The organism is Clostridium algidicarnis DSM 15099, assembly GCF_002934235.1.
Taxonomy (GTDB): Bacteria; Bacillota; Clostridia; order Clostridiales; family Clostridiaceae; genus Clostridium_L; species Clostridium_L algidicarnis.
Map to the genome: position 1 here is coordinate 42145 of NZ_PTIS01000013.1, position 17099 is coordinate 59243.

Below are 17099 nucleotides of genomic sequence, written 5' to 3' on the forward strand. Positions count from 1 at the left end.
ATTATATAATGGAAATTAATAAATTGCAACAAAAATTTCAGATTATTCAAAAGAATCTTTATTGTGTGTTTGTAGGTTTTCTATGATAGCCTTAAATTTTTTAGGATTAATCTCATGGGTAACGAAGTCCCCCTTATAAAAAAGAGAATAATTAGTATAGCAACATGGACTATTTATAGCCTCTTCTCTAGTTTTTAGTCTAACAGCTTCATATATACAATTATTATCCTTTGCTATTTCTTGTTGAACTATATTTACGTTATAATCCATAAAAGGACATGCATCAGAATAATATGCTACAAAGCCTCCATTATCATAATAAGAAGTGGCCTCTTTAGCTTTAGGTAAAATCTTAGGATCCATAGCTTCCTCATTAAATTTTAAGCATAATAGTTCAAAATAAGGCTTAGCTTTATCTACCACTAAAAATTCTTGCTTTAAAAAGAACTTTTTATCACTCATAAAGGGCCTTTTCTTATCACTGCATAAAGTAACTATTCCATCTTTACCTTTTGCCTTTGCTTCCTCTATACACTTACTAAGTAGCTCTTTCCCATAACCTTTTCCAGCATATCTTCCTGATACCCAAAAACAATTTATCACCATATAATTAGGTGCATTTACTGGAACATATGCTATTTCTGAAGGGCAATATTCTATAAAAACCTTTGCTCTTTCATCTAACTTTGTAAATTTATATCCATTTTCTATATTGTCTTTAAGCCATTGCTTTTTAAGTTGATAACCATCTTTACACTTTTTATCTGAAATAGCACAACATATATGCTCGCTTTCTATGTTTTCTTTAGTTAAAGTAATAAATCCCATAAATACCTCCTATAAATAAACAAACTCTTTATATTGTAGTTATTAATTAATCTGAGATTTCCTCTATATTTTAATTTTAAGTAAAAGTTCTATTTACTTCTTAATTCCACTAACTCTTCTTCTGTAAGATTACGCCATGTACCAGTATCTATACCCTGGATTTTTATATTAATAATTCGGATACGCTGAAGACTTATCACATTATACCCAAAAGTCTTGGTCATCTTTCTAATTTGCTTATTAAGCCCTTGAGTAAGTATAATTCTAAAAGTATCTTCACTAATCCTACTTACCATGCAAGGCCTTGTTCGAGCTCCAGAAATTTCTACACCTTCTGACATTCCCTTTATAAAAGCATCATCAAAAGCTCTATCCACAGTTACTATATATTCCTTCTCATGGTTATTTTCTGACTCTAAAATCTTATTTGCAAGGTCACCATCATTAGTCATTAATATTAACCCTTCAGATGCCTTATCTAATCTTCCAATAGGAAAAATGTATTCCTCATAATTCATAAAGCTAATTATGTTACCTTCAACTTCCTTTGCCGCAGTACAAGTGATTCCTACAGGTTTATTTAATGCAATATATATCTTATCCTTGGGCAAAAGAGGAGCATCATCAATAAGAATATGATCCTCCTTCTCTACCCACTGCCCTTTAATAGCTAACTTTCCATTTACCTTTATTCTACCTTCCTCAATAATTTTATTTGTTTCACTCCTAGAACAAAACCCATAATTACTAAGAAGTTTATTTATCCTCATATTAAAATATCTGTCCTTTCACTTGTATCTGATATATCTAATTCGGCCTACATATAAAATACATTAGTATTATTTCCTATTAATAACCTTCACCTGCAAAGATTCAATTACATCTAGTGCTTTTTCATGTAACTCATCATTAAAACTAGCACAAAGTCTTTCATCAACTATAATCTCTGCATTCCTATATTGTGATTGAAACATAATAACATTGCTTATTACGCACATATTGGTAACCACTCCAACTAGCTCAATTTCATTAATATTTTTTCCTATTTCACTAGCTAATTTCACCATGTCCTTGGGCTCTATTCCAAAACCCTCCTTATTATAATGCAATGTAGCTTTCGAGTTTATAAACTCATTTAATTTTCCATATAACATGTGTCCATCAGTATCCTTTATACAGTGGGAGATTGGCAAAGCTTTACCTTCCCTAGTATCTAAATAATTTTCATAATGAGTATCATAAGTAAATAAAACCTTGTCCTTATTTTTAAGATATTCATTTACCTTATTATATATAGGCATTTCTAATGTTTTAGCCTTTATGAATCCTAATGTACCATCTACGAAGTCATTTTGATAGTCAACAACTACTAATAATTTAGTCATCATTAGCACCTCCTAATCCCCATTTTCTCATTATACTAATTATTTTACAATACCTAGCTACTTAACATATTAATTATATTCTTCAAAATAATTAATATTATATTGTAATATTTTACTTAATCTTTTGTTAACAGCTTTTTATAGGTCCTATCAATACCTATAGCACCAATTGGTGCTGTAATTAAAATAGAAAGTACTGCAACTGTAAGAATAGTGTTTCCAGCTAAAACCCCAGCTGAAAGAGGTATTGAACCAATAGCAGCTTGAACAGTAGCCTTAGGCAAATAGGCTATGGCACAAAAAAGTTTTTCTTTATTTGTAAGCTTAGTTTTTATTAAACATATATAAACTCCACATATTCTAAAAATAAGTGCACTTAAAATAAGAATAACTGCCATAAGGCCTGCATCTGAAACAAACCTAATGTCAACGGCAGCGCCTACCAGAACAAAAAGCAAAATTTCAGCCCCCACCCATACTTTTGAGAACTTATTAGATAAACGCTTAGCCAAAACCTCGTATTTTTTTAAGATAGTTCCTCCTAAAGCCATTACTGCTAGTAATCCTGACATAGGAATATAGGATTTAACTTCTGCTTCAAGACTTATAAATAAAAAAGAAACACTAAGAATTATTAATATCTTTACAGTATCTCTTATATGAAGTTTTTTGAATACAAACACAAGTAAGAGTCCTGATAAAATACCTATAGCTAAGCCAACAACTATGGAAATTGGAACTGCTACAAGACTTAATACACTAAATCCTCTTCCCTGATACATACCCATAAAAGCTGTAAATAATACAATAACATAGACATCATCTACAGATGCCCCTGCTAATATTAATTGTGGTATGCTTTTTTCCTTACCGTACCCACCCTCCATAACTTTAAGCATCCTAGGCACAACTACCGCTGGGGAAACAGCAGCCAGAACAGTTCCCATTATAGCAGCCTCTATATATGACACCTTAAAAAGTATTGGAGCAAGTAATGTTATTGCAACAAGTTCAAAGGTAGCTGGTACAAAGCACATCAAAATGGCGGGTCTTCCTACCTTTTTTAAATCCTTAACATCTAGTGAAAGACCTGCCCTTGAAAGTATTACAATAAGGGCTATTTGCCTTAGATCCTTAGATATATTAAGAATATCTGGTGATATTAAATTTAATACAAAAGGTCCAAGAATAACTCCAGTAATAAGCATACCTAAAATTCCTGGTAACCTAAGTCTATTTAGGATACCACTTAATGTGAATCCTATAATAAGAATAAGAGCAAGACTAAATAACATAAAAATCCTCCTTTATTAAAGCACAAAAAAAGCTGATAGCTCCGCAATAATATTATTGCAGAAGTCATCAGCTAAATAAGCGGTTTTAGCATTTGCTAAGGGAGTACTTCATTCCCAATAGTGATATTATAACACAATAATATCATAATATACACCTTGTTGTGATTAAAATATCATACTTATTGAAATTATACTCTACACTTGACAACGTTTAATATTTGTTATATTCTTTAATTGAGATTGATTTTCATAATCATAAATGTTTAGGGAGGGTATTTAAATGAAAATAGTATATTGGTCTGGAACAGGTAATACAGAAAAGATGGCAAAATTAATTAAACAAGGTATTGTAGCTGAAGGTAAAGATGCAGAAACAATATTTGTATCTGATGTAAATATTGATGCTTTATTAGAAGAGGATACTCTAGTCTTAGGCTGCCCATCTATGGGGAGTGAAGTATTAGAAAAATCAGAATTCCAACCATTTATAGACGAAATTTCAACTAAAGTATCTGGTAAAAAAGTTGCACTTTTTGGTTCTTATGGCTGGGGAGATGGCGAATGGATGAGGAACTTTGAAGATAAAATGCTAGATTGCGGTTGTACTATTATAGGTACTCCTTTAATAATTCAAAATGAACCAGATGATAGTGATAAAGAGTGTATAATTTTTGGAAGAAAAATAGTTACTTCATAAAATAAGTTTGGCGGTGGTATGAATTGATACATCTAGATTTTTATAAAAAATTGAATTCAATGAATAATAAAGAGCATGTAGAAACCTTTTTGGTATATCATTTATCATTAGTAATCGCAGAAATTAAACCAGCTGCCACAGTTACAATAAAAAAGAATAATATTAAATTGTATAAAGGTTGGAATGATTTTGGAATTAATTTCATTGACAGTCTAAACTTGAAATTTGTAGAGTTAAGAGAAAGTTATGATTCTATCATAGTTATGATCTATAGTGAATCTTTATTGAAGCAAGAATTAAGTAAATATGACACCATGGATTTTTTACTTACTATAGGGTATCCCCCTAATGGTTCTATTAATAACTATGTAACTACATTAAAATCTAGATATGAAAAGTATCACTGCCCTCACGAACTCGGATTGTTCCTTGGAATACCATTTAAAGATGTTAAAGACTTCATGGAGTGCACTACAAAAAGATGTTTGTTATGTGGCTATTGGAAAGTATACAATGACAGTAATAAAGCAAAATTTACTTTTAATAAATATGATGAAATAAAAGAATATACCATAAAAGAATATACCATAAAAAATATACTTAAAGGAAGCTCATGTTTTGACCTTGCCTTAAGTATAAAAGGATACGTTTATACCAGTGCTAAGTCTATATCAAGTGATTCTTAGACTCAGGTGGAGTTTGCTTATAAGTAATACATCTCTCCATCAAAGGCTTAGAAGAACTTATCCAGGGGCGTAGCATCCGTAACACCCCCACCTTGAATAGGATAGGGGTGTTACGGATGGTAGCCGTCGGATAAATGATGGTAAATCTATATAGATTTAGCAGTGTTACACTTCCAACACTGTTACTTAACTAAACTCTTCAAAATAAGACCATAGACTAATTAATTAGTCCATGGTCTTATTTGTTAAATTGATATTGTTTTTTAACTTATAAGTTTAAAACTGTATTATAATATCTATCCGACAAATCATCATGAGTAATAATAAATGTTATTCTATTGCTACTGTCATCAATTATCCTATTTAAAATATCATTTGCGCTTTCTTTATCTATATTTGAAGTTATCTCATCTAAAATAAGAACATCCGAATGATTATATAAAGCTCTAACTATGGCAATCTTTTGTTTCTCTCCTCCCGAAAGATTAGTTCCCCCTTCAAGTATAACAGTATCCAAATTAATATTTTTAAAAATTGTCTCTAAAATAGGATCTTTAATTAAGTCATTTTCTATTTGTAATAATCTCTCTTTTCCCAAAAATAAATTATCTCTTAAAGTACCTTTTATAATAGGAACATTTTGAGATAGATACTCTACATTAGATCTAATACTTTTATTTGTTATATTGATGATACTTTCTTTATTTAACTTTACACCTTCCGATTCTCTAAACTTTGGAATTAGCTTAAGTAAAGTGGATTTGCCTGCACCACTTGAACCTTTTATCCAAATTATATCACCTTTTTTATAGCTACCATTAATATCCTTAGATAATACTCTATCTTTTATCATTAGTTCATCTATTTGTAAATCAACTGTATCTATTGATTCTATATCAATATGTCCGTCTAATTCTCTATGTTGTTTAAGTTCTTCTACAAACCTTTTTGAGTTTACCATATCTCTTTTATTCAAATTAGAGCTGGTCAACTGATTTACTTGATTAAAAAACAAAGGCAATATTATTGTATAAATAACCAGATTCATTGGATTTTGATTTAATTTCATATAGTCCATTACTAAGAAAACCATAACCATAATGTTTACTATAGAATTCATTGATTTTAACAAAGTACTTGATGACTGAGCATAAATATTCACCTTAGCCATTGATCCGTAAATCTTATTTAATGATGAATCAAATTGTTCAAATAATCTTTCATAATTAGGTAATTGTTTTAAATAATCTGTTTGGTTTACTATAGAGAGAATCTCTTGCCATCCAGATGAAGTGCTCTCTTGCATATTTTTTGATCGTTTCATTAGTTCTTTATTTAGTAGTCTATAACCAAAATAATTAATAGGTACAATTATTACTAATATAATAGCAATATAAGGATTCATCAAAAAAACCATTACAGTTATTGAAGTAATTATTATGAGACTTGACCATATTTTAATAGCATCTCCTGTATAGTATGCATAGAAACTATTTACTGAAATAGCTATTCTCTCAATCAAATTCATAGGTCCCTTTTCATTGATTTCATCATACTTCAAATGAAACATACTATTTAACATCATTACACAATTTTTTATATTAAAACCCTTTGCAAACTTTTCTCTTATTGATGTAAATATAATTTCTATAATTAAAGCAAGTAACAAAACTACGAATAACCATATAACTCTTTCAGATGTAAACCCTATACTGTCATTATTCCATATCTGTATAAGTATAGGTGGTGTCAAATATGCTAAACTATTTATTATAACCATACATATCATAACAATTAAAAACTGACGATATTTCACTTACAATCACATCCTATAAATATTTTACCCGCCTTTGAATTATAGCATAATGATATTTTTATTAGTTTAATTTGATAACTCTAATCTACTTACCATATCTTTTCAATACTAAATTATCAAAGTTTTAAATAAAATTTATCAATTATCATCTTATTTATTACTTTATCAGAGATATGATAATCAGGTTCAATACCACAACCTAATTTAAGATGTGAACCTGATTTTGATATAAATTCATATTCTGGAAACCTTATATAATAATTGTTAATCCTTTTTACAGAATTTAAAACCCATTTTCCTTCTGTTTGCGCACCAATAATTGTCACATTATCAAATTCACTTAGTTTCATTGCTAACATCTCAGCAGCACTAGCAGTTTCTTTATTTACAAGTAAATATATGTGTAGTGGTTTATAGCATATTTTTAATTTTGATGTTATTTTGAAGAAAGAATCTTGTTTCTGAAGATACAATAAGACATCTCCATGATTATAAAACAGCTCTAGTATTTTAATCAAATTATGTACTCTACCACCTTGATTATTTCTTAAGTCTAGCCAAATCTTTTTATTATCAAAGTTAGTTACACTTATTAAATCAAGATTTTCAAAGTCATATAAATGTATATACAATTCATTATCATTTATGATTTGATATTCATTCTTTCTAGATTTTGTAATTATATTTGGATATTTGAGATTTATAGTTTTTATATATCCTTTATTATCTTTAATCTTAATCTTATATTTATCTGATCTATTTGCTAACCCCTTTGATGAATTCATACCATTAATATCTATAACCTTAACAGTATTATTGATATTTTTAAATCCACTTATTATATAACACTCATTATTATAAAACCTATATTTTATTCCTAATAAATTGAATATATTAAATGCAGGTTCACTATTTAATATATCAAAGTATTTACAATTTCTTGAATAAACAAACTTTGGTAAGCTTTCAATTAGCTTACTATTATCAACTTTAAATGCATATTGACCAATTAACTCTTTAATAATATCTCCTTTATTAACCATATATATTTAATAAGCCTTCCAATTTCTTTTTTACAATTTGTTTATGATAATCACAAATACATTCTGCTTTAGCATCTAATGAATCATATACATTAAAAGCTATTGCTCTACAACCTCCACCACATAAATATTTATATTCGCAATCTTTGCAACCTTCTATATTATTAACATTTCTTTTTTTAAACTCTTCTGTAATTTTTGATTCTTTAAGTAGATTATACCAATTCTCATCAAAAATATTTACAATTTTAAATTTATCATTTAATAATGCTTGACATGGATATATATATCCTTTACAGTCAATTGAAATTTCTTTATAACAGCCACCACAAATATTACCTGAAAAATTCAACAAATTTTCATCAACTTCTATCATATCTATTTTTGGCATAAAATCAACTTCACTAATATTATTAGGTATAAATATATTAGATATGAATTTAAAACCATTATCTATTGAAAATCGTTCAACTTCTTTCCATATATGTTCATTAATACTTGATACAACAGATCTAATATATATTTTGTTTGAATAATTTATTGCAATATTTGATAAGTCCTTTGTTAAACTCTCTATATTTAATCCTATTCTCTGATTACTACTTTGTCTTAAAGTGTCTAAACTTACAATTACTGAATCAACATTATCTAATACTTTTACATTTTTCAATAATTTTGTACCATTAGTTAATAAAACTAATTTAAAACCCATTTTCTTGAATTTGTATGTTATATACTCTAAATCATCTCTTAATAATGCTTCTCCACCAGTAAAAGTTATCTTTTTTACATCAATTTTTTTCAACTTTTCTCCTATCATTAAAATATCATCTGTAGTTAGAAAATCTGTATCATTTAGATTTTTTTTATTATAACAATAATCGCATCTTAAATTACATCTTTGAGTTAAATGCAAATATACTTCATCTAATGATACCTCAACTTTTCTATTGCTCAATCTTTCCGCATATGATAATCTATGATATTCATGATAATTATTAAATAAGACTCCATTTTTTATAAGTAACGATATACTTAAATCATCGATAATCCCATTACTTATTAGATTATCAATACTATAATCTGACTCAAAAATATTTTTATATGTACCAATACTTATAATACATGCCTTATTTAAATGATAATTATAAACTAAAACATTCTTGTTATTACTTGTAAAAATTAATTCTCTTGATCTATCCATATTTACCTCCATTAAGACGCTTAACGCCGTCATAAACAATTGTATCATTGAGCCCGTACACTTATAATTGATATCTTCAAATATAGGTGTTCTAGGATGAGAGTCAATATTGCTATTTCTCTTTATTTACTTACATGGGATGTTTACCATAAGGTTGGTTTATCCTATATGTTGTAGCGTTGACATCTAAAAAAATAGTCCGTTGCAATAATTGTATCTACTTATAAAAATAGTATATCTATTTATCAGTAGGCTAGAGACTCCTTTATACCATAAAAAGATATTCAATCTTTGCCAAAAATTAATAGTTATAGATTTAAATTGGTTGGTGTGGAGCCTTCAGAAAAAACGTACTTAAAACTGTATAATTATTTCTAAGAGTCCTTTCCTTTTTATAATATTTTTCAATGGCTTATAAAAAGATTTAAAAAAGTCATCTAAAAATAAGCAATCATATTTTTTAGTACATTATTACTTTTTTAAATAAGACCTATTAATTATACTTATCTTTATGCAAGAAAGGGACACAGTATTTAATATTTCGTGTCCCTTTTTAGATTAAACTACTTTATTATGTCTTAAGCGCCACCTCCTTGGCCTATTAGATAGCCACATGCACATGAACATGCATCCATCTGTTCAAGAACATCTGTCGGTAGCTCTATTACATATACTTCATTGCATTCCATAAATTTACCTCCTTATTTATTTTGATAGTGTTAACACCATCTTTATCTTTTGACTTAATTAGGAACACAGTATTTAATATTTCGTGCCCCATTTTAGATTAGACTACTTTATTATGTCTTAGGCGCCACCTCCTGTTCCTACTAGAGCGCCACATGCACATGTACATCCATCCATCTGTTCAAGAATATCTGTTGGTAGCTCTATTACATATACTTCATTGCATTCCATAAATTCACCTCCTTATTTATTTTGATAGTGTTAACACCATCTTTATCTTTTGACTTAATTAGGGACACAGTATTTAATATTTCGTGTCCCATTTTAGATTAGACTACTTTATTATGTCTTAGGCGCCATCTCCCATGCCTACTAGAGCGCCACACATCCATCTGCTCAAGAATATCTATGGTAGCTCTATTACATACGCTTCATTGCATTCCATAAATTCACTTCCTCATTTATCTTTTGGCTTAATTAATGCTATTTATTTAAACTTAGACGTTTAAAACTGTATTATAATATAATTTAGTAAATCATCATGCGTAAAAATAAATGTTATTCTATTACTACGGCCAACAATTATCCTATTTAAAATATCATTTACGCTTTCTTTATCTATATTCCAAGTATAACAGTATTTAAATTACCTTTTTGGAAAGTCATCTTCTAAATAGGTCTTTAGTTTAATTTTAGTCAATACGTAAATGTGGCTTTTTGTTTATAAATAACTTTTATATAAGGTTACCTAATTATGACTTGTAACCCATCTGTTACTATATATCATATAGCATTTACGATATTATGTAAATAAATACCACTCTACATATTCCGACAATATTAGACACATGATAGCTATATGTGTAAGCCTACATCACTCTAATTAGAAAGTCTTTATGAGACAATTCACCACACGCTAAAAAAAGTGCCACTAAATTAACTTTAGTGACACTTTTACTTTTTCTATTCTATTTAAAAAATTATTTTATCCGATGGCTACCATCCGTAACACCCCTCTCCTCTTCAAGGTGGAGGATGACGGCTGCTACGCCCCTGGATAAGTTCTTCTAAGACTCAGATGGAGATATGTATTCCTTATAAGCAAACTCCACCTGAGTCTAAGAATTACTTGATATCTGATTTAATCATTGGAAGTATTACTTCAACATCAGCGTGTGGTCTTGGTATTACGTGAACTGATACTAATTCTCCAACTCTTTCAGCAGCAGCAGCTCCTGCATCTGTAGCAGCTTTAACAGCTCCAACGTCACCTCTTACCATTACAGTAACAAGTCCAGCACCTATTTGCTCTTTACCTACTAAAGTTACATTTGCAGCTTTAACCATAGCGTCTGCTGCCTCTATTGCTCCTACTAATCCTTTTGTTTCTATCATTCCTAATGCATCATGTTTCATTTTAAATTCCTCCTAAATATTTTTATTATATTTATATTAATTTTATAAATATTACTTAACTATTGTTATCTTTGTTTTTGAGCTAATGCCCATTGCGTTAGCTTCTTCAATGTCAAGATGACATTCAAGTTTTGAAGTGTCATTTGCTCTAATAGCAACATTGCTATATATTCCACCTCTTAAGTCATCAATTTTTATTGATACTATATCTCCATTGCAAACACCTAAGTTTTTAGCATCTTCTTTTGTCATATGAATATGTCTTTGTGCAACAACTACTCCTTCTTCAAGTTGAACAGATCCTTTTGGTCCAATTAATGTAACCCCGGCTGTTCCACTTAAGTCTCCAGATAGCTTTACATGTTGCTTTACTCCAAGTTTAATGCAGTCTCCCATCAATACCTCAACTTGAGTTTTACTTCTTTCAGGTCCTAAAACTCTAACTCTTTCAATTGCTCCTTTTGGCCCACAAATTATCAAAACTTCATTACAAGCATATTGACCAGTTTGAGATAAATCTTTAAACTTTGTAAGCTTATAATCTTTTCCAAAAAGACTTTCTATATCTTTTTCTGAAAGATGCACATGCCTATTAGAAATTCCTACTGGAATCTTTGATAAATCTTCTTTAGTTAACGTATTTGCTTGCTTATCCTTAACAGCCTCTAATACAAGCTTTAGTAATTCTTCATAATTATCCATTAGTTATTGCCTTTCATAGATGAAATCATTTGATTAACTAAAGCTAAAAGTTCTTCTTCTTTTAATTTGCTACTATTAGATTCAGTAACCGTAGTTTTCTCATTAGAATCTTTTAAAGTTTTTGCTGCTGCAGCAATTTGATCTGGGCTCATATTCATACATTGATTTCTAGCTGCATGACAATTTTCTGCAGTTTTTATACGGTTAAAGCTTGGATCATTAGATGCTAATGTTGCACAATCTTTTAAGCCGTAAGCAACTCTCTTAATGTTTATAAGGTGTTTTGGAGTAACATTTTCAGATGTTGAACTTCCTCCCCATGTACCACAACCTAATGTGAATGAAGGACTAAGTCCTGTGCTTGCACCTGTTCCACCTTGTGATCCACCAGTATTAACAAGAATACGGGAAGCTGGTTTCTTTGCAAAAGCCATAACCATGTCTCTATCTTCAGTATGTATACTCATTGTATGTCCAATTCCATTTTGAAGTAATTCAATACTTAATTCACATGCTTCCTTCCAATCCTTTACTGTGTAGAAACCAAGAACTGTTGTAAGCTTTTCATATGATAGTAGGTTATTACCACCTACACCATTTTGTTTTCCTATAAGTACTTTAGTACCTTGTGGAATTGAAATTCCTGCAGAACAGGCTATAACTTGTGGACTTCTTCCAACAAATTTAGCATTCATAGTATGTCCATTTTTAAATAATATTTTGCATACTTTATCAGTTTCTTCTTCTGTCATAAAGTATCCACCTTGTTTTTTAAACTCTGCAACAACTTCATCGTGATTGCATTCTTCACATATTATAGATTGTTCTGAAGCACAGATTGTACCATTATCGAAAGTCTTACTTGCCATAATATTTCTGACAGCTTTTTCTATATTGGCAGTCTTTTCTATATATGCTGGAGAGTTTCCTGCTCCAACACCAAGAGCTGGTTTTCCTGCACTATAAGCAGCTTTAACCATTCCTGGGCCACCTGTTGCTATTATTATTGCAACTTCATTACATTTCATTAATTCATTTGTAGCTTCAATAGTTGGTGTTTTTACAGTACTTATAATATTCTCTGGTGCACCAGCTTCTATAGCTGCATCGTTCATTAACTCAATTGCTTTAATTGTACATTTTGCAGCAGATGGATGTGGAGCAAATACTATAGCGTTACGAGATTTTATAGAAATCATAGCTTTAAAAATTGCAGTAGAAGTTGGGTTTGTTGAAGGTATTATACCCATAACTAAACCAACTGGTTCAGCAATCTCTATAACCTTATTCACCTTATCTTCGTTAATTACGCCTATAGTTTTCATATCTTTTATTGAATCATATACTGCAGAAGATGCCATATGGTTTTTATAAGTTTTATCCTCAACTTTACCAAAACCAGTTTCTTCAACTGCCATTTGTGCTAAACAAACAAGATTTTCTTGTGCAACTCTAACCATATTGCATAATATTTTATCGATTTGTTCTTCACTATAAGTAGCAATTTTATTAGCTGCCACTTTTCCAAGTCTAGCAAGGTTTCTTGCCTCTTGTACTGAATATAAATCCTTATCAAAATTTTCCATTGTACGTTCATTCCTTTCGTAAATTTATAGAATTTCAAACTGAAATCTTAAATTCACATTTATTAATTAAGAAAAATCAAGTAATTAAATCTTACTATTTTTTTCGTAATATGCTTTGAATTTTATAATTAATAGCTTCTTATCAGCTTTTGAAATTGTTCTACCCGTAATTACAAAGTCTTCATACTCACGAGCTAAGTTTCTAAGCTTAACAACTTTTAGCTTATCTAATATTAAAATAGCTTTTTCTATGCCATCTTCACTTACTAATTTATCTACATCATTTTTATGTAGTTTTTCTAAATCCATTTCTTTAACTTGTACTAAACCTTTTACAAGTTTTTCTTCTTCTACTATTTTTGAAACGTCTTTTTTAGATTGTACTTTTATATCTTCTACTTGTGGTGCTGTAGATTGTACTCCTACATCTTTATTTTCTAACTTCTCTACCTTAGTATTCTTTATATCTTCTTTTTGTATCTCTTCTATTCCTATAACATCCTCATTAGATGTGATAACTTTCAAAACCTCAACTGTAGCTTTAGGTCCAATTATAGTTTTAAGCTCTTCGCTTGGTCTTGGCATTATGTGATCTGAAATTAAATATTCTGGGTTAATCTTTTTTACAGCTGCCGAACCCGCTTCTATAGCTGCCCTAACTGAACCTACATCCCCTGTAACTATAACTGTTACAAGACCACCACCTACATAAGTTTTTTCAACAATACTTACATCTGATGATTTTAGCATTGTATCAGCAGCCTCAATTGCTGTAATTAATCCTTTTGTTTCTATTAAACCAATTGCTTGCATAGGTTTATCCTCCTAGCTTTTTTATGAAAGATCCGCCCAGTTTGCTGGATATGTTACATAAAACATCCTTGCTTTATCTGGTGAACCCCAAACTACTTTAGAACCTGATGGTACAAACAAAACATCTCCTGGATATGCTGTGTATATCTTTTCATTGATTTCAACTGTTAAAGTTCCTTCTATAACATAATCAATTTCTTCATAAGTTAATTCCCAATCAAATTTTGAGTCTTGAATCACCAAAAATCCAGCGCTCATTTTTGATTCCTTTTTACTTATTAATTCTTGAAAATACACTCTTGCATCTTTATTTCCAGTATCAAATGTATCCATTTTTACTGTGTTTCCTCTAACGAGTTTAACTCCACTAGAATCACACTCTGCATCAAATAAAAGATTCTTTGGTTTTAAATTTTCCATAAGTTCTTCTAAAAGACCTTTGTCCATCATTGCTCTAAAGACGTTAAGTATCATTTCACTATCAATATCTTCTATACCTGTAGTCTTTTTATCTTCTACGCTTTCTATTTTAGGTTTTGTAGTTTTAAATAAACCTTTATCTTCTGTTGTAAATGTTATTTCATTGTTTATTGCAAGTTCTTTAGCTGATGGTGTAATTATTTCAGTTCCATCTATATACAATGTCTTTTCTCCACTTACTATTAACTCTTCAACGCTCTTTGCGCTAATTAACTTTTTCATATTTTCACATCCCTTCAGATAATTTTAGTCTTTATATTAATCCTAAAGTGCTATGACTTTTCTAAAAGAAATTGTGTTTTAACTTAAGGTGCAATCATTGTCAATTATCCCAACTACAACTGCATCTACTGGGATATTATCCTTTTCTAACATCATACGTGCAGATGATCCAGTACTTACAATAACCCTATCTCCAATACCTGCCCCCATAATGTCAGCAACAATAAACCTATGTCCTTCACCTATTTCACCGATATCCTCAGCTAGCATAAATCTAAGTCCATTAAGTGATTCTGATTTCCTAGTAGCCCATACTGTATCAATAATTCTTGCTATTATCATTTTAATTTACCTTGTTCCATTTTAAGTTCAATCTCATTTAATGCAGATTCAACTGATGAGGTGTCACCAAAAATAGCAAGTAAAACCATATGCTGAGGACATGTACCCCTAATATCTTCCACATCAACACCAACAGCTTTTTCAGCAATATCTGCAACATAAATCATATCAATAAGTTTACCTTGAACGAGGCCTATTGTATCAGCATTATCTAAACTTGCTTTGCAATTTCCTCCCATTCGTCTTCTAAGAATCTCTTTAGTGCCATTGGAAGGTGATTTTATAATTCTAAAATCCACTTTTAAACACACTCCTTATTATTCAATAATATCCTGTGTACAACTTAACGCTATTCCAAGTGGTGTAACAAACATAGGGTTTTTAGGTTTATGAGTATATATCCCTGTACTTTTTTCTATAATTCCTTCAATTCCTGTTAAGCAGCAAGTACCACCTACTAAAGAAATTTCATCTACACTATAATTCCTAATATTATTAGTAATTATTGATGCTACCTTTTCAACTACTGGTTTTAGTATCGGTAAAATCTCTTTATGGTTTTTATTATCTCTTTTAAACTTATCTGCTTTTGAAAAATCAATTTTATATGCACCTGATATAACAAGTGAAAAGTGAGTGCCCCCTGTAGCTTCATCAACAACATGAACAACTTTTCCATCTTTTAAAATTGATATCCCAGTTGTTCCACCACCAATGTCTACAACAGCGCCGTTTTCAATCTTAAGTACAGCATTTGCAGCGGTAGGTTCATCTAAAAGACAGGTCAATTCAAATCCAGCTGCTTGAACCACATTTTTAATTGCTCCAGAATCTAAAGTATCTGTTCCAGGTGGAATTGCTGCTGCTGCATAAATAAGCTCAGTATTTAATTTCCCCTCTATTTCCTCTTTAAGTTCTCTAACAAGTCTTACTGCACCAATATAATCAACAACCATACCATCACGAACTACATCAGCATATCTGTATGCACCAGCAACAGGTTTATAGTTTTCATCTAAAACTGCTAAAACTACACATGCAGTACCTAAGTCTACACCAGTATAATAGACAGAAGATTTTTTTGTAATTGGTTTTTTTATAACTTCTTCGAATTTTTTAATTAAATCATCACAATATTCAAAGTTTATTCTTTGATTTGACATTTTGCCCTTTGACATTCTTTTCCTCCTACTGCTGAACAAATCAATTGAGATAATGAATTAATTATTAAATTAATTCTCTCCACAATTTTACTTTTTACATCAGTATTATCATTTTCAAAGCTTTCAAATATTTCAACTTGTACCTCTTGTAAAATGCAACGAAGTATATGCATTTTTAAAATTATCTTGCCATTTTTAAGTTGCATATGAAAATCTGTTATCTCAAAACAGTCATCAAGCTCACTTGAAAAGTTTAATGAATTCATTCCTGTACAATCTTTAAAATATACATCTTCAAAATCTTCTTTTTTTTCTATAGCTTTTCTTATATTTGATAATCTTTTGCTTAAATTCATAATATTTTGTGCTAAAAATACATCTTCTTCTAATATTTCACTAGTAGTAATAAGAAATTTAGCTTCTATAGTTTTTAATTCTAAACAAAGTTTCTTTTTAAATTTAAAATCTATATCTATTTCTTCTTTTACTATCTTATCTTGTTTATTTTCTGTTCCTTTGATTTGAAACTTGTTATTTTTAGAACCATCCCTCTTTATATTTGAAGCATTATTATTTATTTTTATTCTCTTATCAGATAAGTATTGAGCCGCTCCTGGTGTAAGTCGCTTCCCTTGCTCTATTTCGTAGGTCTCAAAATGTTCCTTCTTATATATATCTCTTAAATATTCTTCGGTAATAAATTTTATCATTGACCTTACTCCTTACCTTTTTCA

18 protein-coding genes and 1 riboswitch are annotated in these 17099 nt (G+C 29.8%); of the genes, 2 read left to right on the plus strand and 16 right to left on the minus strand.

The window, feature by feature from the left end; translation table 11 throughout:
* Positions 1-42 precede the first annotated feature (42 nt).
* The 4 genes from BD821_RS09450 to BD821_RS09465 all read right to left on the minus strand — a co-directional run bounded on the left by BD821_RS09450 (position 43) and on the right by BD821_RS09465 (position 3508).
* Positions 43-828 (minus strand): GNAT family N-acetyltransferase, encoded by a 786-nt coding sequence (locus BD821_RS09450; protein ID WP_104410265.1) that lies wholly within the window; start codon positions 826-828, stop codon positions 43-45.
* 89 nt (positions 829-917) lie between these two features.
* The gene (locus BD821_RS09455; RefSeq protein ID WP_104410266.1) at positions 918-1598 is read right to left on the minus strand and encodes a pseudouridine synthase; all 681 of its coding nucleotides are present in this window, start codon (positions 1596-1598) and stop codon (positions 918-920) included.
* A 69-nt stretch (positions 1599-1667) separates the two neighbouring features.
* A complete protein-coding gene (locus tag BD821_RS09460; RefSeq protein WP_104410267.1) occupies positions 1668-2213 on the minus strand; it encodes a cysteine hydrolase family protein in 546 nt (181 codons plus the stop codon).
* Between the two features lie 116 nt (positions 2214-2329).
* Positions 2330-3508, minus strand: a complete 1179-nt coding sequence (locus tag BD821_RS09465) for a cation:proton antiporter (RefSeq protein WP_104410268.1) — start codon at positions 3506-3508, stop codon at positions 2330-2332.
* Positions 3509-3559: 51 nt separating this feature from the next.
* Positions 3560-3633, minus strand: a riboswitch (Fluoride riboswitch).
* A gap of 155 nt (positions 3634-3788) precedes the next feature.
* Here BD821_RS09465 and BD821_RS09470 point away from each other — a divergent pair.
* Together BD821_RS09470 and BD821_RS09475 are read left to right on the plus strand one after the other, a co-directional pair.
* A complete protein-coding gene (locus BD821_RS09470; RefSeq protein ID WP_104410269.1) occupies positions 3789-4205 on the plus strand; it encodes a flavodoxin in 417 nt (138 codons plus the stop codon).
* A 59-nt stretch (positions 4206-4264) separates the two neighbouring features.
* The gene (locus tag BD821_RS09475; protein ID WP_242971486.1) at positions 4265-4891 is read left to right on the plus strand and encodes a DUF3793 family protein; all 627 of its coding nucleotides are present in this window, start codon (positions 4265-4267) and stop codon (positions 4889-4891) included.
* 268 nt (positions 4892-5159) lie between these two features.
* Here BD821_RS09475 and BD821_RS09480 read toward each other — a convergent pair whose 3' ends face one another.
* From BD821_RS09480 to BD821_RS09535, 12 genes are all read right to left on the minus strand, one after another.
* Entirely contained in the window at positions 5160-6707 is a 1548-nt protein-coding gene (locus tag BD821_RS09480) for an ATP-binding cassette domain-containing protein (protein WP_104410271.1), read from the minus strand.
* 116 nt (positions 6708-6823) lie between these two features.
* Positions 6824-7750 carry a S41 family peptidase gene (locus BD821_RS09485; protein ID WP_104410272.1) on the minus strand — a complete coding sequence of 309 codons (927 nt, stop codon included), beginning with the start codon at positions 7748-7750 and terminating at the stop codon, positions 6824-6826.
* Positions 7743-8954, minus strand: a complete 1212-nt coding sequence (locus tag BD821_RS09490) for a radical SAM/SPASM domain-containing protein (RefSeq protein WP_169994102.1) — start codon at positions 8952-8954, stop codon at positions 7743-7745. The genes BD821_RS09485 and BD821_RS09490 overlap by 8 nt, the downstream gene beginning before the upstream one ends.
* A 1812-nt stretch (positions 8955-10766) precedes the next feature.
* The gene (gene eutM, locus BD821_RS09495) at positions 10767-11057 is read right to left on the minus strand and encodes an ethanolamine utilization microcompartment protein EutM (protein ID WP_104410274.1); all 291 of its coding nucleotides are present in this window, start codon (positions 11055-11057) and stop codon (positions 10767-10769) included.
* A gap of 51 nt (positions 11058-11108) precedes the next feature.
* Positions 11109-11759, minus strand: coding sequence for a phosphate propanoyltransferase (locus BD821_RS09500; RefSeq protein ID WP_104410275.1), 651 nt, complete (start codon positions 11757-11759; stop codon positions 11109-11111).
* Entirely contained in the window at positions 11759-13345 is a 1587-nt protein-coding gene (locus BD821_RS09505; RefSeq protein WP_104410276.1) for an acetaldehyde dehydrogenase (acetylating), read from the minus strand. Before BD821_RS09505 ends, BD821_RS09500 begins: the two co-directional genes overlap by 1 nt.
* 84 nt (positions 13346-13429) lie before the next feature.
* A complete protein-coding gene (locus tag BD821_RS09510; protein ID WP_104410277.1) occupies positions 13430-14158 on the minus strand; it encodes a BMC domain-containing protein in 729 nt (242 codons plus the stop codon).
* 21 nt (positions 14159-14179) lie between these two features.
* Positions 14180-14860, minus strand: coding sequence for a cupin domain-containing protein (locus BD821_RS09515; protein ID WP_104410278.1), 681 nt, complete (start codon positions 14858-14860; stop codon positions 14180-14182).
* Between the two features lie 78 nt (positions 14861-14938).
* Positions 14939-15202: a EutN/CcmL family microcompartment protein gene (locus BD821_RS09520; protein ID WP_104410279.1), complete on the minus strand. Its 264-nt coding sequence runs from the start codon at positions 15200-15202 to the stop codon at positions 14939-14941.
* Positions 15199-15501, minus strand: coding sequence for a BMC domain-containing protein (locus BD821_RS09525; RefSeq protein WP_029452611.1), 303 nt, complete (start codon positions 15499-15501; stop codon positions 15199-15201). Before BD821_RS09525 ends, BD821_RS09520 begins: the two co-directional genes overlap by 4 nt.
* Positions 15502-15519: 18 nt before the next feature.
* On the minus strand, positions 15520-16365 hold the full coding sequence (gene eutJ, locus BD821_RS09530) for an ethanolamine utilization protein EutJ (protein ID WP_104410304.1): 846 nt from the start codon (positions 16363-16365) through the stop codon (positions 15520-15522).
* A complete protein-coding gene (locus BD821_RS09535; protein WP_104410280.1) occupies positions 16347-17075 on the minus strand; it encodes a cobalamin adenosyltransferase in 729 nt (242 codons plus the stop codon). Before BD821_RS09535 ends, eutJ begins: the two co-directional genes overlap by 19 nt.
* Positions 17076-17099: the final 24 nt, after the last annotated feature.

Coding starts and splice junctions, on each gene's coding strand:
- BD821_RS09485 (WP_104410272.1), bottom strand. CDS start 7,750: ATGGTTAATAAAGGAGATATTATTAAAGAGTTAATTGGTCAATATGCA.
- eutM (WP_104410274.1), bottom strand. CDS start 11,057: ATGAAACATGATGCATTAGGAATGATAGAAACAAAAGGATTAGTAGGA.
- BD821_RS09450 (WP_104410265.1), bottom strand. CDS start 828: ATGGGATTTATTACTTTAACTAAAGAAAACATAGAAAGCGAGCATATA.
- eutJ (WP_104410304.1), bottom strand. CDS start 16,365: ATGTCAAATCAAAGAATAAACTTTGAATATTGTGATGATTTAATTAAA.
- BD821_RS09505 (WP_104410276.1), bottom strand. CDS start 13,345: ATGGAAAATTTTGATAAGGATTTATATTCAGTACAAGAGGCAAGAAAC.
- BD821_RS09535 (WP_104410280.1), bottom strand. CDS start 17,075: ATGATAAAATTTATTACCGAAGAATATTTAAGAGATATATATAAGAAG.
- BD821_RS09460 (WP_104410267.1), bottom strand. CDS start 2,213: ATGACTAAATTATTAGTAGTTGTTGACTATCAAAATGACTTCGTAGAT.
- BD821_RS09500 (WP_104410275.1), bottom strand. CDS start 11,759: ATGGATAATTATGAAGAATTACTAAAGCTTGTATTAGAGGCTGTTAAG.
- BD821_RS09490 (WP_169994102.1), bottom strand. CDS start 8,954: ATGGATAGATCAAGAGAATTAATTTTTACAAGTAATAACAAGAATGTT.
- BD821_RS09455 (WP_104410266.1), bottom strand. CDS start 1,598: ATGAGGATAAATAAACTTCTTAGTAATTATGGGTTTTGTTCTAGGAGT.
- BD821_RS09520 (WP_104410279.1), bottom strand. CDS start 15,202: ATGATAATAGCAAGAATTATTGATACAGTATGGGCTACTAGGAAATCA.
- BD821_RS09465 (WP_104410268.1), bottom strand. CDS start 3,508: ATGTTATTTAGTCTTGCTCTTATTCTTATTATAGGATTCACATTAAGT.
- BD821_RS09470 (WP_104410269.1), top strand. CDS start 3,789: ATGAAAATAGTATATTGGTCTGGAACAGGTAATACAGAAAAGATGGCA.
- BD821_RS09515 (WP_104410278.1), bottom strand. CDS start 14,860: ATGAAAAAGTTAATTAGCGCAAAGAGCGTTGAAGAGTTAATAGTAAGT.
- BD821_RS09510 (WP_104410277.1), bottom strand. CDS start 14,158: ATGCAAGCAATTGGTTTAATAGAAACAAAAGGATTAATTACAGCAATT.
- BD821_RS09475 (WP_242971486.1), top strand. CDS start 4,265: ATGAATAATAAAGAGCATGTAGAAACCTTTTTGGTATATCATTTATCA.